Source organism: Lacibacter sp. MH-610, assembly GCF_045780045.1.
Lineage (GTDB): Bacteria > Bacteroidota > Bacteroidia > Chitinophagales > Chitinophagaceae > Lacibacter.
This window is the reverse complement of record NZ_CP116002.1, coordinates 612425-635014: the sequence shown is the minus strand read 5'-3', so window position 1 is coordinate 635014 and position 22590 is coordinate 612425. Positions and strand designations below refer to the sequence as shown.

Genomic DNA, 22590 nt, shown 5'->3' with positions numbered 1-22590 from the left:
TTCATCGTAATAAAACGATTAATAATGGCGGTTCATAAGAAAGAAGAATTCACGCAAAAGGAACAGGAACTGGCAGGCTTTGCCAAAGCGATGAGCCATCCTGCACGTATTGCTATTTTAAAAGTACTGGCGCAAAAGAATGAATGTATTTGTGGTGAAATAGTGGAAGTGTTACCATTGGCACAATCAACTGTATCACAACATTTAAAAGAATTAAAAAATGCCGGACTGATCGATGGAGAAACAGACGGTCCCCGCAGTTGCTACTGCATCAACTGGAAGGCCTTTGAAAAATTTAAATCAGAATTTGAAACACTGTTTGATAAGCTAAAAGCCAAATGCTGTTAAAACCTTTTTTTATTAACACTTAAAATGTACAGTCATGAACACAAATCAAAATGATCCTGGTTGCTGCGGAAGTGGCAGCGAATGTTGCGGTGGCATTACCGATTGGGGATGCTGTTAAAGAAAAGGGACGCTACGACGTCCCTTTTTTTATTTCTTTAAAGTGTAGCTTTCACCATTCCTCCATCTGCAATCATCGTTTGCCCGGTTATATACCTGCTGTGCGGGCTCAATAGCCACAATGCAAGACTGGCAAAGTCTTCGGCTTCACCCAACTTACCAACGGGAATGAGATTCACCGCATTCTTTTTGACTTCTTCAAAAGGTAATCCTGTTTGTTCTGCTTTCTTAATATAAAGCCTGTCAATAGCCGGTGTGTTATGGCTGCCCGGACCAATAATATTTAATGTAACACCACTTCTGGCAATTTCCTGGCTCAGGGTTTTCACCAAACCCACCACTGCTAAGCGTAGCGAATTGCTCAACACTAAATTTTCAATCGGCTGTTTTACGGATGAACTTTCAATGTACACAATACGTCCATAACCTGCCTTCATCATCTTTGGTACAAATGTTTGGGTAATGGCAACCTTCCATTTCAGTATTTTTTGATAAGCATCATCCCAATCCTGCAGCGTAGTCTCTAATACCATTTTTGCAGGCGGGCCTCCCGCATTTACTACCATACCATGCAGTTGCCGTTCGCCCACCATGTATTCCAGTTGATCAATAGTTCCGTAATCAGTAATATCGCCGGAAAGTAATTCAGCATTTTCATGACCGCTGTAGAGCTCCCTGAGTTTGTCTTCTCCTCTTGCAACTACAATTACTTGAGCACCTTCATTTAAAAGAGCCTGTGCAATGGCTTTTCCAAAACCACTGGTAGCGCCACCCACAATAAAAAGATGATTGTTGATTTCAAGATTCATAGTTCTTTAATTGTTTAGTTAATCCTGTTGGCATGACGTGATACTAATAGCCAGCCTTCTTTTTTACGAACATACACTTCCGTATAAAGCAATTCAATTACAACTGACTTCCCTTCAACTACTACATCAAATTTTCCCTTACCATTTATAATCACAGCTCCTTTGTACACTCTTGCTTTGGCTTCCATTACGGAAACGCTGTTCATGATAAGTTTACCGCTTTTTAAATCATCTGTAATTTCTTTTCGGTTTTGTTGCCAGCCGTTGCTGTGCACATAAATGACTCTCAGGTCCAGGATGCTGTTAAGTGAATCTGTTTGCTTGTTTACCATCCACTGAAATTTCTTTTCATGCAACCGCAATACAAATTGTTCGGTGGCAGATTCATCATTGATTGATTTTTTCTGTGCGATGGAAAGAATGCTTACCAGTAACAAACAGGTAGAAATGATAAAACGCATGAGTGAGTTTTGCTTATTTTTTGTAACAACACAAAAGTAGCATATATGTAATCTTTACCCGTAACAACTATACAGTTTCAAAATCCATATCCTTATGAAAGGTTTCCTCTAATTGGCTGATGGACCACATGGCTAAAATACATACTGCAAATGCAATGGCTGCTGCCGCTTTCCATTCTACGATGTGTAAGGAGGAAGTCATCCAGGTAAACAATGCCCCGAAAGGAATCACCCATCCTCTCACCAAATTCAAACCACTGCCTGTTACCAAGGTTCTGATATTGGTACCAAAATTTTCTGCCGCCAGTGTAAACAACTGGATCACAAAACCAACACTCAATCCAAAACCGGCAAAAGCAATGTAATAAAGCGTAACTGATTTTTGTGCAAGGGTAAAATATAAAACGAGTGATAGCAGATGCACACTCAGGAAAATATAAATGGACTTTTTGCGGCTTTTCAACCACTGACTTACAAAACCGGCTAACACATCCCCGAGCGATAGGGCAATAAAAAAGTAAACGATCACCACGCCTTTATCCGGCAAAGGATACATGCCCATACTTGCCGAAATGTAATTGGAGAACTGCATCATCACTCCATTTACAAACCAGGCAGGAATACCCGCCAGTAAAATAAAGATGAATTTTTTGAGATAGGTTTTGTTGCGGAGAATGATCATAAAATTTCCTTTGGAAACCTTGCTATGCTGTGAAACTTTGAACAACCCGCTTTCCACCACACCTATTCGTAAGAACAACAATAAAAATCCAAGAACACCTCCCACCAGGTACACCGTTTTCCAATCATAGTTTTTACCAATGATCACAGCAACTATAGCTCCCAGCACACCAAAGCCTGCAAGGATAGCCGGACCTAATCCTCTGTACTCTTTTTTCATTTGTTCACTCACCAAAGTAATACCGGCACCCAATTCACCGGCCAAACCCAATCCTGCGAGGAAACGGCAGGCAGCATATTGACCGGGTGTTTCCACAAAGGCATTCAGCAGTGTAAATAGTGAATAAAGAATGATGCTTCCGAACAACACTTTCAATCGTCCATATTTATCACCAATCATACCCCACAGAAAACCTCCCAGCAACATGCCGAACATTTGCATGCTTTGTAAAAAATTCAACTCTCCCTTCATAGCGTCCGCATTCACCCCAATGGCTTTTAAACTTGGTTCGCCAATAGCAGCCAGGGCCATGATATCATAGAGATCAACAAAAAAGCCAAGTGCAGAAACAACGATGCCCAGTACAATGGCTCTGTTAGAAATGGTGGTAGTTGTGGATGTAGTCATTGAAGTGATGCAAATTGCAGGAACCTGTCCAGCTAAGTTTGATTATTCTTCTTTCTTCTTTACGATCAGAAACCAATCACCTTCCAAAGGCAAATACCCATAATCATAACAGTAAAAATATTGCTTGCCTGCCTTGGTAGTATAAATATGAGTGATGTAGTTAAAATGGAATCCCAGCCGCTGCATCTTATCCCTGCTTGCCTTGGCTGTTTCATCACCGGGCGGAAGAATGCTCTCTAAAACTTTCCGGTTCTTGAGCAATGTATTGTTGATGTTTCGCACAAAAGCGCTGTAATTACCCTTCGCTTTTTGCTGGTTATTGTAATTATTACGGCAATAATCGTCGCAAAATTTTTTATCGATTCGTCCTTTGAGCGGTTTTCCGCAGGCAGCGCAGGATTTGGGCTGGGTGCTTTGTAATGCTGTCATAGCAAGGGTTTGAGCCATCAAGATAATTAAAAATTATCCGTGTGCAAACGTTTCTACACGTTTAGCTTCGGGAAGAAACGGGTAAAAACCGACTACGGCTTTTCCGGCCTATCATCTTTGTGTTGTCAATCGGCAATGACGTCTGGTTCGGTTGGCTGAGATAACAAAATTCAAAACATTTAAATTTTAAAGTCATGTACGCACTCAAAAACAAAGTTCAGCTCATTGGTAATCTTGGTAATGCTCCTGAAATCAAAAGCATCACAGGTGGTAAAAAAATGGCCCGCTTCAGTATGGCCACCAATGAAACCTACCGCAACGCCAAAGGTGAAAAAGTTACGGAAACACAATGGCACAATATTGTTGCCTGGGGTAAGGTAGCTGAGCTGGCGGAAAAATATTTATCCAAAGGTTCTGAAATAGCCATTGAAGGTAAGCTGGTAAACAGAAGCTATACTGATAAAGATGGTTCCAAAAAATACATCACAGAAGTTCAGTTAAATGAATTACTGATGCTAGGTGATAAAAATAAAAGCTGAAAGCAATTTTTGCAAGGCTGAAAATAGTGATGGGGCAGGACTAACAAACCCTTCTCTCCTGCTCCATCCTTTTCCTGTTTACAAAAGAATTCAATTCCTCTTAATTTCACCGCATGAGTGTTGAACGCAACGAGTTGTTTGACCTGGCGTTTCGTTTTGTAACCGAAACACAGGAAAGTATTTTTCTTACCGGGAAAGCAGGCACCGGCAAAACAACGTTTCTCAAATACCTGCAAAACCATTGCGCCAAAAATACGGTGGTAGCTGCTCCCACAGGTGTGGCTGCTATTAATGCCGGTGGTGTAACGCTGCACAGCTTGTTTCAGTTACCCTTTCACCCGTTTCTGCCTACAGAAAATAACCGGCTGGAATTATTGAAAAATATCCGTTACCAAAAGCAACGTCTCACTCTTCTTCGTAAAATGGAATTACTGGTGATTGATGAAGTGAGTATGGTAAGGGCTGATGTGATGGATGCCATAGATGCTATTTTAAGATCAGTTCGTCATCAACATCATGTACCGTTTGGTGGAGTACAATTATTGCTCATTGGTGATTTGTACCAACTGCCGCCTGTTGCCAAAAATGATGAATGGAATTTGCTGAGAGATTATTACAACTCCACTTTTTTCTTTGACAGCTTGGCCATTAAAGATCAGCAACCTTTATTGATAGAGCTTACCAAGATCTACCGTCAAAAAGAAGAAAGCTTTGTGCAGCTACTTAACAAGGTTCGTAACAACTATATGGAACGGGAGGATTTTGAGCAGCTGAACAAACGATATACACCCGGTTTTCGTCCAGCGGCTGATGAAAAATACATCACCCTCACTTCACACAACAACCAGGCAGATCAGATCAATCAGTCTAAACTGCAGTCATTATCAGCACCGGCATTCACTTACTCTGCTAAAATAGAAGGTGATTTCCCTGAACATTTATACCCCGCAGAAAACGAGTTAGTATTGAAAGAAGGTGCACAGGTGATGTTCCTGAAAAACGATACGGAGAGCAAAAAATACTTCAACGGAAAGATCGGCACTGTTGTAAGACTGGAAAAAGATAAAATTGTGGTGAACAGTGATGGCGTTGAGATTGAGGTAAAACATGAAGTATGGGAGAACACCCGCTATACCATTAACCGTTCTGATGAAAAATTGCAGCAGGAAGTATTGGGTACCTTTTCCCAATACCCATTGCGTTTGGCATGGGCCATCACCATTCACAAAAGCCAGGGTTTAACATTTGACAGGGTGATGATTGATGCTGCTGCCTCCTTCAGCAGCGGACAAGTATATGTAGCGCTGAGCCGTTGTACCAGCCTGGATGGAATTGTATTGCTCACTCCTATTCCTCCATCAGCTATTTATACCAATACGCATGTGGTGAATGCACAGAGTTCATTGGCGCCAAAAGGTTCACTGGCTGATCGGTTTGCCGGTGCCCGGCATGTGTTTACGTTGCAGTTGATTGAAGAAATTTTTTCGTTCACAGAAATGCAGCAACCACTTGCAACACTTAACAAGCAGGTGCAACTGCAGGCAACAAAACTGAGTGATGCTTCCACTGAATGGTTGCGGTCATATACTGAAAAATATAATGAGCAGAAATCCGTGGCTGATAAGTTTGCCATCCGTGCCCATGAATTGATGAAAGATGACGCCGTTATTGAAAACAACCCTGTCCTTCAAAAAAGAATCAATGATGCGGCGGGTTATTTTATACCTGCTGTCAATCGTTTAAAAGATGAGTTGCAGCATCACGAAATAATTACAGAGCACAAAGAAGTGGCAGCGGTATTGGATGAACCGTTGCAGGAGTTAATGCATGCCTTTATCAAAATATCCTATTACCTGCAGTATGCGTTACAGCCCTTTGAAGTAGCAGGTTTTTTAAAACACAAACTCAACTTATCAATACCCCGGATACAAATTACAACCTATGCTGCTAATAAAAAGCAAACTGTTGTTTCCGGTGATATTCCCAATCCTGAACTCTACTCTGCACTGCGAACCTGGAGAGACCGTATTTGCAATGAAGAAAATATGCCGGTATACCTGGTAGCCAATTCAGACACATTGAGGGAAATCTGCTTGTACCTGCCATTAACGAAACAGCATTTATTGTTACTCAGCGGATTTGGAAAAGCCAAAGCAGAGAAATATGGTGATGAAATTCTGGATATGGTAGAGCGCTACTGTAACCAATATGGACTGGAAACAAACATTGATGCAAAAAGCGCCAATCCAAAACGGATTCGTAAAGAAAAAAGTACAACTTCAAAAGAAGATAAGATTCCATCAGCTTCTATCAGTCTTCAATTATACCAACAAGGTAAGAGTGTTGCTGAGATAGCTGCTGAACGAAATCTCTCTGCAGGCACCATTGAAAGTCATCTCATTTCATTTATTAAAACCGGTGAAGTGAGTGTAACCGATTTTGTTTCAGAAAATGTATTGGCAAGCCTTGAAGAAAAGTTAATAGCCCACCCTGATAAATCACTCAGTGAGCTAAAAGCCATTGTAGGTGATGAGGTGAGTTTTAGTGCCATCAGGGCAGTGGTACAGCACTTGCAAAAGCAGGAGTTATGAGCTTAGGGTTAAATCCCTTAATGCTTCCCTTCCAGTTTATTTACATATTCTAACGAACCCAAACGTAGCCGCAACGGGATTCCTGTTTTTTGCTCCAGCCTGTATTCTCCAATACACATGATACCCCAATGCTGCATCGGGCTGATTTTTACAGGAGCAGGCGCCGGAAAAGTATTTAAGCTGAAATGAAATGCAGGATTACTCTTAAAAAACAAAATAGACGGATTCTTCTTAACGGACATAGAATCAGTCTGTTGTGCCGATACTGACTGGGAAATTGTTAAGAAAAACAGGCCCCATGCACAAAAATTGTTCCAATTTTTAGAACAAACTTTTTTTCTTGTTATTTTGCACCCGTTTAACGGCATTGTGTAAAGATAAACCAGTATCCGCAAATGGCACTCAGTCAGGGACTACATCAAAAACTTTTACAAAAACTTTCACCCCAGCAAATTCAGCTCATGAAGTTGCTGCAGGTGCCTACTGCTAACCTGGAAGAGCGAATCAAGGAAGAGATGGAAGAAAACCCGGCGCTTGAACAGGGCAATGAAGAGGGTGAAGATCTGCACAATGAAGAAATCAAAGATGAGTTTGACAGCTCAGAAGAAGAAGATTTTGAACTGGATGGAAGTGAAGATGAATATGATAATCTTGATTTAAGTGAATACGTAAGTGACAGTGATGATGATATTGCCGACTACCGGATGCGTGATGATAACTACCCCGATGCCGAAGAAAAAAAATCAAATCCTGTTCGTCTTGAAACAAGTTTTTATGAATTGCTGTTGCAGCAACTCGGCATGCTGAAGCTGGAAGCCAAGCAACAGGTAATTGCGGAGCAGATTGTAGGAAGCATTGACGATGATGGTTATTTACGAAGAGAAACCAGCGCCATTGTAAATGATCTTGCTTTTCGCCAGAATATTGAAACAACCGATCAGGAAGTAGAAGAATTGATCCGGCTCATTCAACAATTTGAACCGGCGGGCATAGGTGCCCGTGATTTACAGGAGTGCCTGCTCATTCAGATTAAATTCAAATTGAAGCAATCAGATGCGGAAGATATCCGTATTGCTCATACTATACTGGATCGTTACTTTGAAGAATTTACAAAAAAGCATTACGAAAAGATACAGCGGAGCATGGGCATTTCTGATGATCAACTGAAAGAAGCCATGCAACAGATACTTCGCCTCAACCCCAAACCCGGTGGCAACATGGGCGAAGTAAACAAAGCTGAAACGTACATAGTTCCCGACTTTTTTATTACCAACAATGCCGGCGTGCTGGAGTTAACCCTGAACAGCCGCAACGCTCCTGATTTACGCATCAGCGAAGGATACAGGGATATGTTGCGGGATTATGAACGGGGAAGCAAAAAAGATAAACGCCAGAAAGAAGCAGTACTCTTCATCAAACAAAAAATTGATTCAGCAAAATGGTTTATTGATGCCATCAAGCAACGGCAGAATACCTTGTTGCATACCATGAATGCTATCATGAACCATCAGAGAAACTTTTTTCTTACCGGTGATGAAACGGAACTTCGGCCTATGATCCTGAAAGATATTGCTGAAAAAACAGGATTGGATATTTCTACTGTTAGCCGTGTAGCCAACAGTAAATTTGTGCAAACAGAATTCGGAACCTATCGCCTCAAGTTTTTCTTCAGTGAATCATTGAGTACAGAAAGCGGGGAAGAAGTAAGCACCCGTGAGGTAAAAAAGATTCTGTCGGACCTCATTGAAGCAGAAGAAAAGAAAAAACCGCTTAGCGATGAACTATTGACAGAACTTTTACAACAAAAAGGTTATAACATTGCCCGCAGAACCGTTGCCAAGTACAGGGAGCAACTGAACATACCTGTGGCAAGGCTTCGTAAACAACTTTAATTATGGCCGAACTGGAAATTACTCCTGAAGGGGAACTACAGGAAAAAACAACTTCCACCTTGCTGCTGCGTGCCGCAGGAACGTTTTTCTCCTGGCTGTTTCATCCGCTCCTGCTTATTGTTTGGATCAGTTTTTATCTACTGTACATCAATGATCTGATTTTTCTTGGAATGGATTCGTTTGACCGGATGAAAATTTTTCTGCGCATCATCAGCACTTCCGTATTACTACCGCTCATTACGGTGCTCCTGCTCAAAGGTCTTGGGTTTATTCAATCCATACAGTTACGTACACAAAAAGAACGCATCATTCCGTATGTTGCCTGTATCACCTTTTTTTTCTGGAGTTATTATGTATCAAAAAAATTACAGGATCCCGTTGAGTTAAGAGCTTTTCTGCTCACACTTTTTATTTCTGCTTCTGCCGGTTTACTTATCAATAATTATTTGAAGGTGAGTATGCATGCGATGGGTGCCGGAAGTTTATTCCTGTTTTTCATTCTACTGCTCTTTACGGGTAGAATTGAAGAAAGTCTTCCTTTATTAGCCGCTGTTTTTATTTCGGGTATTATTTGTACCAGTCGTTTTCTTGTAAGTGATCATCGTCCTTTTGAAATAGGATTTGGTTTTACAGTGGGAGCTCTTATTCAACTGGTTTGCTGGTGGATTGTTCAATAAAAAATCCCGCCGGTAAAGCGGGATAAAACCTGAATGCTGAACGGTTAATGACTTTAACTGTTCAGGATGGTTGATTGATTAACGTAGTTTTTGGATGGATGATAAATAAATAATACCGATCCGTTTTTGATTGTATTAATGATGGGTGCCGCATACTTACGGGGCACTGCAGGGCATCCAAAACTTCTCCCCAAAAATCCATTAGAACCTGCAAAAGCTGCATTTACATAATCAGAACCATGAACAACAATGGCCCTGTCGTAAGCTTTATCATTAATTCCTTCTTCAAGTCCACGCAACTTTAATGAATACCCATTGCCTCCATAGTAAGTATCTAAAGTGAGATAAAAACCAAGACTGCTTTTATTGGATTCAGGTTTGTTGGAAAAATTGGTTGCAAAACGTAAACCGCTGTTACGTCCATGAGCTACTAATGTTTGAAACAATACTTTCTGCTCTTCCATATCAATCACAAACAATCTCTTTTCAGAAGAAGATTTTGAAAAATCAACAATGGTAAGAATATTGGACAGATTCACTAAGCCTTTCTGCACAAGTTTATTATATCCTTTAAAAGCTAATTGAAATGCCTGTGAAGCCAGGCCCGTTTCGCTTAAGTCCATGTGTTCATAAATACTATCTGCTTCTGCCATTATTTTTTCGTCCAGAGATTTTTCTTCACTTACTGCAACAGTATATACGGACAACTTTAATGTTTTGTGATTAGAACCGGCAACGCCTGATATAAAAACAGGCACCTGTAAAAACAACAGGAAAAATACTGCAGAGAGAAAAGGATGTTTACGAACAGTTTTCATAGTTCGGGTTTTAAAGGATACAGTTGTATGTAGTGCCAATTGTCTACAGATTGTTAAAAAACGCATGACCATTCTGTTTTAGTATTCAGATTGCCTGCGCAGAGGTTTTGGATTGGGTTTTTCAAGGGTTTTCTTTTATGCCGCAAAGGTAAAACCGCTCAACGGGGAGGAATTGTTAAAGTAAGGAGTAAATCAGTTCAAATGATGCCTGTAAAAGGCCATCCTTTATTATAAATCAATCACTTCGGCTACTATCAGCCATTGGGGTCTTATTTGCCCGGTGAGGATATAGCTGATCCAGGCTGCCTGGGCGCTGTAGATACGCTCTCCGTTTTCATTCCATAATTCAGGACTGCACAAACAACCGAGTGAAGGTGTATGAGGAAAATAAGTTTGGCCTTGATAAAACGCAGGATCAATCGTGGTGCCGTGTGCAATAATTTCAGTACGACCCATTTTACCGGCCCAATAACTTTCTTTTAAACCAATGAACCGTTGCAAATGATGTCCCAGCAGTTTGTTGTAATACTTTTCGTAAGCAGTATCCGTTCCAAAAAAATCTGAAACATTATTTTCAAAAGGCAGTATCATTTGCAAATTGGTGGTAGGACCAATCCAGTTGTTATCCGATGTATCAACGCCGGTTATTTTATGCAAACCCTGTGGTGTGTTTCCGTTGGTGAGATAAAACGGAAGATTGGAAATGCTTCTTGCAAGTTGCGGAAACCGGAGTTCTTCGCCCAGTTCATTTTTCATCCACGTGCCATCTGCCAAACGAATCATCAGGTAACCGGGTTTGTTTCTGTCAGTTGATTGAAAGCTGCACAACACTGTTTGACCCGGCAGAAAAGATGAATGCAGAAAATCATTTCTTGAAGGAAGTGCTTGTTCTTTTTTGTTGCATTGATATTGGTATAATGGATAATAAGAGGATCGGGTAAATGCTGGATCAACTGAATGATGCAATGTTGTACCGGATGCACTTAAATATTCCAGCACCATTGCTTTTACTTTATCGCTTTTCAATTGCGGCAGTATCACTTTCAATTCAGCGCTATACCTGTTGAGATAAAGTGTATAGAGCATCTCCATAAAAGCACGCTGAAAACCGGGACCGGTTTTGGGCAACATGGCTATTTGCACAGGAATCAATTGTTCATATCCCGACGGTTGATACAACATTAGTTCCATGGCCCAATAAGCACCCATCCAGTGTTGGTACGTACTGTCATGTAAAGGAAGAGCAATGGTGCGATCAACCTGTTGCTTTAATTGTTGTGATACAGAATCACGGTATTGTTTTGCAGTAAAGAAAAAACGTGGTTGCGATTGTGCCTGCAACACAACCATCATTATTATTACTGCAATTGCAAATCCTTTCAACTTACTTTCGTTTAATTAAAACAGCACTTACCACCGGGCGCTCCACTCCATTATCCCCGGGACGAACCGTTTTTGTATTGTTTACTACCAATGATGTTGAACCACCACCATCTAAATTCAATGCTTCGGTGCATCCTAATGTTTTTAATAAGGAAGCAAGGTCTGCTAAATTAATGCCGGGATAATTGGGTGCATTATCCCCTTCAACTGCAAGAATCAACACAATACCATTACTTAAATAACCAATGGCAGAACGTGGACGTGAAGTGGTATTGTTGATGGAAATCAACTCTTCTGCATCTGTTATTTGAATATTGTTGTTCTTGATTAATACAGGTGAACCCCCTATTGCTGCTGTTGTATTCCAAACAGACCCACCTGCAGGAAATGTTTCAGTGGGTTGCGGTTGTGGTGCTGTATTTACAGCATTGGGGCTCGGTGAAGGATAAGAATAAATCAAATCGTTACCGGTACCTACGTTATAAACCCATGCAACAGAAGGTGTACCGGTTGAAGAAACACCAAAAGCGCCACGTGTTGGATAATACGCTGTGTTATTGCCGTTAAAGGTTCTTGTAACAGATTTAATATTAGGTGATGTAACAGTATTATTATACTTCACCAGGCTGAAGGATTGATTGCCGCCAAAATAACCGCCGTTGATACACGCAAGGGTTATGCCTGTCTCGTCTGCAAAAAACTGTGAAGGTGTTTTGGCTGTGGCAGAAAGTACCGGTTTAAATTCAAAGCTTGTGTTCTTACTGTCATAGGCTAAACAATAAGCTTTGATTTTTTGTGTATTGAAAATGCTGTCAAAAGAATATAGTTGAATGCCTGCAGGAAAGCCGGTCATAAACCCGGTTGCCATTTTCCAGCCGGCAGGCAAACTGATGATGGGTGTAACAGTTACAGGAGGTGTAACAACAGGAGGATTATTTGCAGGTGGATTACTTTTTTTTGAGCAGGCATTGATTGTTAGTGCCAACGCAAGTATTGCAAAGATTCTATACTTCATGTGCTTAATATATTTTATCGAGTTTTCTTAAACATTCAAAGTAAAACAGGCACTCCCCTTCAAAACCGTACTTTCGGTTGAGCTGAATCATTTGTTGCAACATCGCAGGCTTCACCAGGTAACCATCACCTAATGATGTAAGCAAACCGGGGAACACTTTCTTCTTTTGTTCAGGTGTTACCTGCTCATTCAACTCTTTCAATACTTTTTCATACGCATCAATGTTATAGCGGTACAATTGCGGCATCACATAATCAGCATATCCACCCTTGAGCCATGCCGGCCAGTCCTGTAAATAATTCTCTTTACTCCATGGATAGATGCTGGGTGCCCATGAAACAATACAACCCGGTTTCTTAGATTTTACTTCCGAGTACAATGCTTTACCAAATGTACTCAGTTGATCAGCCTTCCATTGCAACCAGGCAGGTTCTTTGTAATCAGCAGGAGCTTCTTTACCCGTTTGCTGTTTGTATAAAGCAAGAGTAGCGGAATCATAACCACCTTCTGCCGGCATAGCCGGTAAACGGTCATCACCCTGTACACCATCTACATCATAATTCGTTACAATTTCCAGCACCAGTTCTTTCATGAATTGCTGTACCTGCGGATGCATAGCACTCCACCAGTAAAATCCGTTTTTATTCAGCAATTCTCCTTTACTGTTGCGACCTACCCAATGCGGATATTTCTGACTCCATACTTTGGTGGTGTCTTTATAGGCATACGAAAAACCAAACTCAAACCAGGCATGAACTTTAATGCCCTGTTTGTGTCCTTCTTCAATAATCGATTTAATAGGATCAAAACCGTTATAAATAGGATGTTGCTTGATGCCAATGTAAGATTCCACCACTTTACTGGGATACATGGTGACACCTCCATTCCAAACTACCACATAAATATTATTGAGTCCTTTCTGTTTGCACAGTGTTACTGCTTCTTTAATATTTTTCTCTGAACGTAATGCTTCACTGGCTACGTTCGTGATCCACGTACCACGAACAGGCTCTTCTTTTGTTTGTGCACAAGAGGAGAAAACAATAAACGAGATAAGCAGCGTGAAAATTTGTTTCATTGTTAAATAATTCGACACGTATTAATAAATTGAATGTTATTGATTGCTTTTCAGATATTCCATATACCTGTTGTACAAATGATGAGCTGATGTGTACATCGACTGCGGACTCATGAAATGACTGAACTCAAACGTAATGGCTTTATCATAACCGGCACGTTTGGCAGCTTCCAGTTTCAGTTTGAGTTTTTCAAATTTGATGGGCAGAAATTTAATGGGCATATCACGATCAAAACTTTCAGCATTAGTCCAGCACTGCATGCCGAATTGATCGGCCATTTTCTTGTTAACTGTAAAGAAATCTTCCAGTTCGTTATAATCAATATGACCATCCTGGAAGGCCACGGCATCAACAGCACCTTTGATACCATCAAAAATTTCTGTCCATTCTTTTTCATGCTCGGCCACACTTACAGTTTCTGATTTGGAAATCTGTCCGCTGGCAGCCAGTACTGCTTTTTTACCATCGATCCAGGGTGAAATAAACGTGGGCAATCCATTACTCACATGTTTACATTGTTTTCCCAATGCAGAAAAAGCTTCAATGGCTCCTTTTGTTTTGCGGCTGATCTCCATACTCAGGTACCAACCTTTAAATGATTTGTAATGACCGTATTGCTTCCACACTTCATCAATCACAAATTTGTTGTGATCGATTTCATGTTGCATATCACCGGTATCCCAATACCTGCCACTGTCATACAATCCGAAATAAAAGTTCATTCCGTATTTATCAGCCAACGTTAAAAACAGTTCCACCAGGTCTACCGGAGGAGCATAACATCCTTGCCGGATGAGATAAGCAGATGGATAGGTAATAAATTTTCTGTATCCGCTGCGGATCATAATTACGGTATCAATACCCATTGCCGCCATGTGCTGAAAATCCTGATCCCATTCTTTCGCACTCCAGTTCTGATGGGGAATATCGTGGCTTATTTCATCAATAAATGTTCCTGTGATGAGCATTTGCTTATAAATATTTTTGCGTCAATAATACTTTCTTCCACCTGCGATAACCTTCACCGGTTAAATGCAAACCATCATTAGTGTACAAAGGATTCAACTTTTGTTCTGTATCTAAAAAGGCATCATAAAGATTCACATAATGAATCTTTCGCTCTTCACACAACTTCTTCAATGCCCGGTTGATGTAAAGGATATGTTCTGTTTTGTTCTGATGGTTCTTGAATTGAGTGTATTTGTTATTGGTGGGTAAAATACTTTGCACATAGATCTTAGTGGCGGGTGTTTGCAATTGCAGACTGTCAATGATCTTGCGATAATTACGGAGAATCACTTCATCCGGAATGTTTCTGGCAATATCATTAATACCAATCAGGATAAAGATCTTTTTTGGTTTACGGCGGATCACTTCATGCAACCTGTTCAAAATACCAAATGTATTATCCGAACTGATGCCACGGTTCATTGTATTATAGTTAGGGAATAATTCACTCCACTCTCCGCCATCCGTAATACTATCGCCCAGCCAAACAATACAATTTTTAGGCGTGGGCATTTGCTCAAACATGCTCAGCTTTTGATCATAGTAATAAAAGCGGAATGAGGAATCATAAGTCTGTTGCGCTTTTGAAGCAAGAGAAATACAAGTAAAACCCAGTATGTAAAAGAAATGTTTCATTACTGATTACTGCATTGTTGAGAAAAAATGATTTAGGCTTCCAAAGTTGCTTCTTTTACTTCTTCCTCCACCGGTTTTAACGGTACCAGCCATGTAATCAAAAAAGCCGGTATGGTAGACACAAGTACCCAGATAAAAAATTCTTTATACCCAAGATAATCGCTTACAAAACCACTGATCATGGAAGGAATCATAAAACCCAGGTTCATCAATCCGCTGGCAAATGCATAATGGGCCATTTTATATTTACCCGGTGCTATCTGCTGCATAATGAATAAAATGAGTCCCACAAATCCAAATCCATAACCAAAATATTCAACTGCTACGGCAGCACCAATAATGTATACGTTCACAGGCAACGCAATAGCCAGGTAGGCATAGGCTGCAAATGGTATATTAAATGCAGCACATAAAACAAGGAGTGTTCTTTTGGTGAGTCCTTTATTGCTGGAGTAATATCCCGCAGCGATGGATCCCAATACAAACGCAATGGCACCAAACACTCCATACAGCACACCTATTTGCGATGTAGATAATCCCAAACCTCCATCTTCCCTGGCAGCTTTAAAAAATAACGGAGTGATTTTGATGGCTTGTCCTTCCGCAAAACGATACAATACAATAAAGATCAAACCATACCAGATGTACTGCTTCTGAAAAAAAGTAACAATCACATCTTTAAGGGTATCCATTCCTTCTTGAAACGAATGCACTTGTTTAGATGCACCACCGCTGGGCAGCATTACTTTATTATAAATGCCAAGTGCAATCATGATAACGCCATATAAAAGCATCACAATACTCCAGGCGTTTGCAATGCCCATCTTTTTTTCCAATTCACCCGCCAGGTACACCAGCACACCTCCGCTCATAACTTTAGCGATATTATAAAAAGCCCCCTGCCAGCCCACATACTTTGCCTGGAGCTTGGGAGTGAGTTCATTTAAATACACACCATCAGCCGCCGTATCATGGGTGGCACCGCTGATAGCTATAATGGCAAGCACGGCAATAGAGATACTGAAAAAAGCATTGGCCTGTAATGAAAGAGCTACAAGACCAAACAATACCCCGGTGAAGATTTGTGAAGTATAAACAAAGAATTTCTTGGTTTTAAACATCTCCAGGAACGGCCCCCACAAAGGCTTCAAAGTCCAGGGCAGCATAATCAGCGATGTCCAGAAAGCAATCTGTGAATCTGAAATCCCCAGGTTTTTATACATAATGGAACTGGCGGCGGCTAGGGCCACAAAGGGCAAACCCATGGCAAACCAGGTGCTGGGTATCCAGTAAATGGGATTTCGTTTGGGAGACAACTGTTCGGTCACAAGCAATATTGGTTTAGTATAGAATGAAAACGGAAGATAATTAAAAAAATTAAAAACTAATTGTATTAAATGAATATTTTTAATTAAGTTCGTTCAACGAAATTGAGTCATATGAAAAGAGCTTGTTTTTTTCTTGCTTTTGCCCTCCTGATCCTATGTGCAAGAGCCTGTTCTAAGAAGGGAGGAGGAACAACCAATCCCCCAGTAACGCCGCCCACTAATCCGCCTACTCCTGTATGGGATCCCAATGCACTCCGTGGCGTGTGGGTTACGAATGTAGCAAGCAATGCATTGGACTCGAGAGAAAATATCAGAACATGTGTTCAAAATTGTAAAGCTGCAGGCATCAACAATATTTTTATGGTGGTGTATAACAATGCACGCACCACTTACCCAAGTACGGTGATGCAAAACCTCATCGGCATTTCCATTCAGGAAAAATTTACCGGTCGTGACCCGTTGAAGGAAATGATTGAAGAGGCGCAAGCTGCGGGTTTAAAAGTACATGCCTGGTTTGAATATGGCTTTTCATCTTCCTATTCCCAAAACGGAGGCCCTATTGTTGCAGCTAAACCCAACTGGGCAGCTCGTGATGCCGGTGGTAATCTAACAGTAAAAAATGGTTTCGATTGGTTGAATGCATTTCATCCGGAAGTACAGCAGTACATGATTGATTTGTTTAAAGAAGTGATCACCAAATATCCTACCATTGATGGTGTGCAGGGTGATGATCGCCTGCCGGCACTTCCTTCGTCTGCAGGATATGATACTTACACCGTTGACTTATATAAAGCAGAACATGCAGGTGCAGAACCGCCCGGTCTGAGTACAGAACCCAACTGGGTTGACTGGCGGGCTAAAAAGCTCAATGCATTTTTAAAACGTTTACGCACAGAAGTAAAAACATTAAAACCAACCATTCAATTTACCATGAGCCCCAGTCCGTTTCCATGGGGCAAAACAGAATATTTACAAGACTGGCCCACATGGGTTGATAGTGGATGGGTTGATGCAGTAATACCGCAATGCTATCGCTACAACATCACAGACTACAACGCAACGATAGCACAACAAAAAACATATTACAAAAACACAAACGTTCCGTTTTATCCCGGTGTGTTACTGAGAACGGGAAGCAGTACTGCCCCTGCTGATGCATTGCTCACACAGTTTATACAAACCAACAGGCGCAATGGATTTAAAGGTGAAGTGTTCTTTTATTACGAAGGTGTAAAAGATAAAAAGAGCTGGTTTGAAGGACAATATCCTTACACACAATAAAAGAAATGTTTTTGTACTTAGCTGATGTGCTGCTATAAAGCGGTTTTGCGTCGCACACTTGTAAGTTCAGTTCTTTACTCATCTTTTTAATGCCACAGAGAGCACAGAAGCACAGAAATAAAAAAAAGTGAATCTGTATTTTCTGTGGCAACATTTTTTCTCAACTTCATCAAATGAAATATTTCATTCTTATACTTTCGTTTATAACATCAGCATCTCTTACAGCACAACAACTCACTAAGTTTGTTGATCCTTTTCTCGGCACAGGCGGTCATGGTCATGTATACCCCGGCGCAGTCGTTCCTTTTGGTATGGTACAGCTGAGTCCTGATAATGGCGATGAAGGATGGGATTGGTGCGGCGGTTATCATTACAGCAGCAGTACCATTGCCGGTTTCAGCCACATGCATGTAAGTGGTACAGGTATTGGTGATTGGTGTGATATTTCTGTATTGCCACTAACAGATACAAATGATATCAGGAACGAAAAAATAAAAATTCCTTTCAGTCATATAAATGAACGTGCAAAGCCGGGTTATTACTTTGTACAGTTAGGCAACAAAGTAAGATGTGAGTTAACTGCCAACGAACGCACTGGCTTTCACCGCTACACTTTCCCGAAAAAAGAAGGTTGGTTGCGGTTTGATATGGGCTTTCGCATCAATTGGGACCAATCCACCAATGGCATGTTGCAACTCATCAATGATTCTACTTTAGTTGGTTATCGTTACAGCACCGGTTGGGCCAAAGGACAGAAAGTATATTTTGCAGCACGTTTTTCATCAGCAGTAAAAAAGCATTTATTCATTGATGATACTGCAAGAACAGGAAACAGAGCTGATGGCAAATTGGTGAAAGTGGCTTTACAATTTGCAACAACAAATCCGCTGTTGGTAAAAGTTTCGCTCAGCACGGTGAGTACAGATAAAGCATTGCTGGAGTTGAACAAAAACAACACTGCAAGGTTTGATGCTGTGAGCAAAGAAGCAGAAAACAAATGGGAGAGAGAATTACAGAAGATAAAAATCAACATCAACAATAAAGAACTTGCTACAAAATTTTACACATCATTATACCGCACCTGTTTAGCGCCCCTCATCAGCAGCGATGCGGATGGTGCTTATCAAACGCATGACAACAAGCAATTAAAATTCACAAAAGGAAAAAATAAATACACCGTATTCAGCCAATGGGATGTGTTTCGTGCATTGAACCCGCTGTTTACTATCACTCAAACAGAACGCTTGCCTGATATGATTAACAGCATGCTGCAGTTATATGAAGATAACGGTCTGCTGCCTGTATGGGACTTAAGTACATGGGAAGCAAATACCATGACAGGGTATCACAGCGTGCCTATTATTGCAGATGCAATATTGAAAAACATCAAAGGCTTTGATTACAATAAAGCATACGAAGCCATGCGCAAGAGCGCCTTTCAAAATCAAAGAGGTACGCCTGAGTATATTCAATATGGTTACCTGCCACAGGATAAACATGGATGGAGTGTAACCATTACGTTGGAATATGCATTTGACGACTGGTGCATTGCACAGGTGGCAAAGAAACTTGGTAAAGTGGATGACTACAACCTGTTTATGAAACGTGGCATGAGTTATAAAAATCTCTTTGATGCACAAACAGGTTTTATGCGTAGTAAAAACAGTAATGGAAAATTTATTGAGCCCTTTGACCCATTATTAAGTGAACATGGTTTTGAAGGACAGTATATTGAAGGTACTGCCTGGCAGCACAGCTTTTTTGTACCGCATGATGTGAGTGGATTTGCATCATTGTTTGGCGGCAAAGAAAAATTAATTGCAAAGTTGGATGAATTATTTGCGGCACCGTCTGTATTGCATGGCGAAAATACAAGCGCTGATGTTACCGGTTTGATTGGTCAGTACGCACATGGTAATGAACCAAGCCATCACATCATTTACATGTATACGGCATTGGGTGCTCCGCAAAAAGCGGCGCAGTGGATTAAAGTAGTGGCCGATAGTATGTACAAAACAGGGCCTGATGGTTTGATTGGCAATGATGATTGCGGACAAATGAGTGCCTGGTATATCTGGAGCTGTCTGGGTTTTTATCCCATGAACCCTGCAGGTGGTGAATATGTGTTTGGTTATCCATTGATTGATGATGCGGTGATTCAACTGCCCAATAAAAAACAATTGCAGGTGAAAGTCGTTCGCCGTTCTGTTAAAAAAGCAAGCGGTATAGAACGGGTAAGATTCAATGGAAAGGAAATTCCTGTACGCTCAATCACACATCAGCAACTAATGCAGGGTGGTGTGTTGGAAATGATCGTAAACGATTAATTAAGTATTAAAATAAATTACTGTGCTGAAAACGATTCTGGCTTTTATATCGCTGGCAATTTTTACTATTACTGCATCCGCACAAACCACATCGCAACTCATTCCCAAAAAGGGCTTGTTTGTTACGACTAACAATCTCACATGGGTTATAGGTTCAGAAATTAATTTTCTTACACCGCAGCGTAACAATCATCATTATTATTTTACATGGTGGGAGCAGGATGAAGTATGGAATCAGCATGGCACCACTTTGCAGATTGGCAGTGAGAACACCGCCGTTTACGGAACGTATCACATGCTGCAGGAAGAAAATAATATTCGGTGCTTCGTCGATTGCAAATGGAATCAGGATGACGCTGCAGCAGCAGATATTGTGTATGCAAAACTCTGGGCCCCTTATTTTAAAGATGCCATTTGGCAACCTTTGGATGGAGACAGTACAAGCAAAATAGAAAATTTTAATGGCAGCAGCATACTTGTCTATACAACTTTTGGAAATTTTGCTATTACAGCTTCACATAATTTCAAAATAAAAATTCAAACAAATCCTTCGCCTGCAAAAGAAGATTACAGGTCCAGATCGCAATACATTGTATTTTATGAAGACAATATTCCTGTATCAAAAAGCAGTGGCTTAACAAGAGGTTTTAATATTATTCCATTTGCTTCAGATAGTTTAAAAAGCATTTCAAAAATTAACAACAGCATTTCAAAATCAGTGGCGCTTACGAAGCAGGAAAAAGTTTGGAACAGTATTGTTAAGCCTGTTGTACTGATTCCTCAACCAAAGATGATGGATTTAAAAAATGAATCATACATCATTCCAACTACAAAAACTTCTTCTGTTTCATCTGCTGTGCAGCAGTACAGAGAAATGCTCAGGCTTTATTGGCAAATCGGTAATCAATATTTTCCCAACATTCAAACACAACAAAACAATCAATTGGCTGATGAGGGTTATCAAATAGAAATCAAAGAGAAGCTGATTGCTATTCAATATAAAACACCACAAGGATTGCAACATGCAGTTCATACATTAGTACAACTCACTCAAAACATAAACGCACAGTTGGTTATTCCGCAGGGCATCATCAAAGACGAACCAGCTATGGCCTGGCGGGGGATTCACATGTTTACAGGCCCAACCAGCTGGCAACTGCATAAAAGAATGTACGACCGTATTTTGTTTCCGTTAAAGATGAATAAAGTGGTACTGCAATGTGAGCAGGCACAATGGAAGAGTCGCCCTGAACTACATAATAGTATTTCCGTACCGATGAATCATTTAAAAGCTGAATTTGATTACTTGCGTAAGCATTACAACGAGCCGATTCCGTTGATTCAAAGTCTCGGTCACATGGAATGGTTCTTTAAACCCAAACAAAACCGGTTCATGGCAGTGAATCCGCAATATCCTTACACACTTAACCCTGATATACCGCAATCACAAACTGCAGTAAAACAATTATGGGATGAAACATTTGCGTTACTCAAGCCGCAGACCATGCATATTGGATTTGATGAAATCGGTATGATTGGTTTTCATCAACCAAGAGAAAAAGAAGTGGACTACTTCAAAACACAAATCAACTTTCTGCACAACTATGCACAAGAGAAAAAAGCAAAGTTGATGTTGTGGGGCGATATGGGTCTTGCTCCCGGTGAAGGACCGGATGCACTAAACGGCCATACCAAAGAACGTGCTGCAATGATCAGAAGTTTTATTCCCAAGGGAAGTTATGTAGCCGATTGGCATTATATCAACGATCCCAATCCGGAGATTTATAAAGTGAACCTGCAAATCTGGAAACAGAACAACACGCTTCCTTTAGCATCACCATGGCTACGGCCCAACAATGTGCGTGGTTTTGTACATGCAGCCATCGATGAGGGAGCAGGTGTGCTGCAAACCACCTGGGCCGATTTTGAAAGCAGTGAAAAAAACATGCTGCTCAACATTGAACAGTTTGGCGCTTATATTCTGGCGATGGATTATGCATGGAGCGGAAGAAAAGAATTACCTGAACAGTTACCTTATGAACCCATTGCAGAATGGGTAACACGTTTTTATTCGCAGGCCAAACCGATAAAAAACAAAAACGGGTGGAAAATCAATGAAGCAGTTCAGTTTCAAAATATCACATCGGCAGCACAGAAAGAATTAGCTGTTTCTTGCAAATTTAATTTCAGCACAAAAAGCTCTTCCGGTTTTGTACTGAAAGCAAGTACGGAAACCATTTTACAGGAAGGCACAGTAGTTGCCGAAATCATCTTCTATAGTAACAATCAAATCATTTATAAAAAGCAGTTGCGTTACGGAGTGGATATAAGAAGTATTTCGGATGCACGAATGATTTTTACTCATACAAAAGGTAAGAACGAAAAAACTTTGTATGATTTCTTTCAAAAGCAAATGAACATAACAGGAGTTGAAATTAAAAACCTTCATCCTGCAAGCGGTATGAAGTTAGAAGAGCTCATGCTGATAGAATAAAACGTCACAATAATAATGGAGCGACAGCCTCAGGGCCGTGCCGACCAAT

20 protein-coding genes are annotated in these 22590 nt (G+C 40.7%); 8 read left to right on the top strand and 12 right to left on the bottom strand.

What is annotated here, in order from left to right; all coding sequences use genetic code 11:
- Positions 1 to 24: 24 nt before the first annotated feature.
- A complete protein-coding gene (locus PDL71_RS02885; protein WP_407525064.1) occupies positions 25 to 348 on the top strand; it encodes an ArsR/SmtB family transcription factor in 324 nt (107 codons plus the stop codon).
- 155 nt (positions 349 to 503) lie between these two features.
- Here the strand turns inward: PDL71_RS02885 and PDL71_RS02880 are convergent, their stop codons facing one another.
- The 4 genes from PDL71_RS02880 to PDL71_RS02865 all read right to left on the bottom strand — a co-directional run bounded on the left by PDL71_RS02880 (position 504) and on the right by PDL71_RS02865 (position 3473).
- On the bottom strand, positions 504 to 1274 hold the full coding sequence (locus tag PDL71_RS02880) for an SDR family oxidoreductase (RefSeq protein ID WP_407525061.1): 771 nt from the start codon (positions 1272 to 1274) through the stop codon (positions 504 to 506).
- Between the two features lie 14 nt (positions 1275 to 1288).
- Positions 1289 to 1735: a nuclear transport factor 2 family protein gene (locus tag PDL71_RS02875; RefSeq protein ID WP_407525058.1), complete on the bottom strand. Its 447-nt coding sequence runs from the start codon at positions 1733 to 1735 to the stop codon at positions 1289 to 1291.
- A gap of 67 nt (positions 1736 to 1802) precedes the next feature.
- Positions 1803 to 3044, bottom strand: a complete 1242-nt coding sequence (locus PDL71_RS02870) for an MFS transporter (RefSeq protein WP_407525055.1) — start codon at positions 3042 to 3044, stop codon at positions 1803 to 1805.
- Between the two features lie 42 nt (positions 3045 to 3086).
- The gene (locus tag PDL71_RS02865; protein ID WP_407525052.1) at positions 3087 to 3473 is read right to left on the bottom strand and encodes a DUF2116 family Zn-ribbon domain-containing protein; all 387 of its coding nucleotides are present in this window, start codon (positions 3471 to 3473) and stop codon (positions 3087 to 3089) included.
- A gap of 194 nt (positions 3474 to 3667) precedes the next feature.
- On the opposite strand from PDL71_RS02865, the gene PDL71_RS02860 reads away from it, so the two are divergent.
- Entirely contained in the window at positions 3668 to 4012 is a 345-nt protein-coding gene (locus tag PDL71_RS02860; RefSeq protein ID WP_407525049.1) for a single-stranded DNA-binding protein, read from the top strand.
- 113 nt (positions 4013 to 4125) lie between these two features.
- On the top strand, positions 4126 to 6603 hold the full coding sequence (locus tag PDL71_RS02855; protein WP_407525047.1) for a helix-turn-helix domain-containing protein: 2478 nt from the start codon (positions 4126 to 4128) through the stop codon (positions 6601 to 6603).
- Between the two features lie 17 nt (positions 6604 to 6620).
- Here PDL71_RS02855 and PDL71_RS02850 read toward each other — a convergent pair whose 3' ends face one another.
- On the bottom strand, positions 6621 to 6845 hold the full coding sequence (locus PDL71_RS02850) for a hypothetical protein (RefSeq protein WP_407525044.1): 225 nt from the start codon (positions 6843 to 6845) through the stop codon (positions 6621 to 6623).
- Between the two features lie 219 nt (positions 6846 to 7064).
- Between PDL71_RS02850 and rpoN the strand changes: the two genes are divergently transcribed.
- Together rpoN and PDL71_RS02840 are read left to right on the top strand one after the other, a co-directional pair.
- Positions 7065 to 8495, top strand: coding sequence for an RNA polymerase factor sigma-54 (gene rpoN / locus PDL71_RS02845; RefSeq protein ID WP_407525041.1), 1431 nt, complete (start codon positions 7065 to 7067; stop codon positions 8493 to 8495).
- Between the two features lie 2 nt (positions 8496 to 8497).
- Positions 8498 to 9172 (top strand): hypothetical protein, encoded by a 675-nt coding sequence (locus PDL71_RS02840; protein WP_407525038.1) that lies wholly within the window; start codon positions 8498 to 8500, stop codon positions 9170 to 9172.
- 53 nt (positions 9173 to 9225) lie between these two features.
- On the opposite strand, the gene PDL71_RS02835 is transcribed toward PDL71_RS02840, so the two are convergent.
- The 7 genes from PDL71_RS02835 to PDL71_RS02805 form a co-directional block, all read right to left on the bottom strand.
- Complete coding sequence (locus tag PDL71_RS02835; protein ID WP_407525037.1) at positions 9226 to 9990, bottom strand: murein L,D-transpeptidase catalytic domain family protein; 765 nt, start codon at positions 9988 to 9990, stop codon at positions 9226 to 9228.
- A gap of 228 nt (positions 9991 to 10218) precedes the next feature.
- Positions 10219 to 11373 (bottom strand): hypothetical protein, encoded by a 1155-nt coding sequence (locus tag PDL71_RS02830; protein WP_407525034.1) that lies wholly within the window; start codon positions 11371 to 11373, stop codon positions 10219 to 10221.
- A gap of 1 nt (position 11374) precedes the next feature.
- Positions 11375 to 12388 (bottom strand): phosphodiester glycosidase family protein, encoded by a 1014-nt coding sequence (locus PDL71_RS02825; RefSeq protein WP_407525031.1) that lies wholly within the window; start codon positions 12386 to 12388, stop codon positions 11375 to 11377.
- A gap of 4 nt (positions 12389 to 12392) precedes the next feature.
- Entirely contained in the window at positions 12393 to 13466 is a 1074-nt protein-coding gene (locus tag PDL71_RS02820; protein ID WP_407525028.1) for a glycoside hydrolase family 10 protein, read from the bottom strand.
- 36 nt (positions 13467 to 13502) lie between these two features.
- On the bottom strand, positions 13503 to 14435 hold the full coding sequence (locus tag PDL71_RS02815) for a DUF4434 domain-containing protein (RefSeq protein ID WP_407525025.1): 933 nt from the start codon (positions 14433 to 14435) through the stop codon (positions 13503 to 13505).
- A 4-nt stretch (positions 14436 to 14439) separates the two neighbouring features.
- Positions 14440 to 15111 carry a GDSL-type esterase/lipase family protein gene (locus PDL71_RS02810; protein ID WP_407525023.1) on the bottom strand — a complete coding sequence of 224 codons (672 nt, stop codon included), beginning with the start codon at positions 15109 to 15111 and terminating at the stop codon, positions 14440 to 14442.
- A 32-nt stretch (positions 15112 to 15143) separates the two neighbouring features.
- Positions 15144 to 16439: an MFS transporter gene (locus PDL71_RS02805; RefSeq protein WP_407525021.1), complete on the bottom strand. Its 1296-nt coding sequence runs from the start codon at positions 16437 to 16439 to the stop codon at positions 15144 to 15146.
- Positions 16440 to 16550: 111 nt separating this feature from the next.
- Between PDL71_RS02805 and PDL71_RS02800 the strand changes: the two genes are divergently transcribed.
- The 3 genes from PDL71_RS02800 to PDL71_RS02790 all read left to right on the top strand — a co-directional run bounded on the left by PDL71_RS02800 (position 16551) and on the right by PDL71_RS02790 (position 22541).
- Positions 16551 to 17720: a glycoside hydrolase family 10 protein gene (locus PDL71_RS02800; protein WP_407525018.1), complete on the top strand. Its 1170-nt coding sequence runs from the start codon at positions 16551 to 16553 to the stop codon at positions 17718 to 17720.
- 173 nt (positions 17721 to 17893) lie between these two features.
- Entirely contained in the window at positions 17894 to 20047 is a 2154-nt protein-coding gene (locus PDL71_RS02795) for a GH92 family glycosyl hydrolase (protein WP_407525015.1), read from the top strand.
- A gap of 22 nt (positions 20048 to 20069) precedes the next feature.
- Positions 20070 to 22541: a glycoside hydrolase family 20 zincin-like fold domain-containing protein gene (locus tag PDL71_RS02790; protein ID WP_407525013.1), complete on the top strand. Its 2472-nt coding sequence runs from the start codon at positions 20070 to 20072 to the stop codon at positions 22539 to 22541.
- Positions 22542 to 22590: the final 49 nt, after the last annotated feature.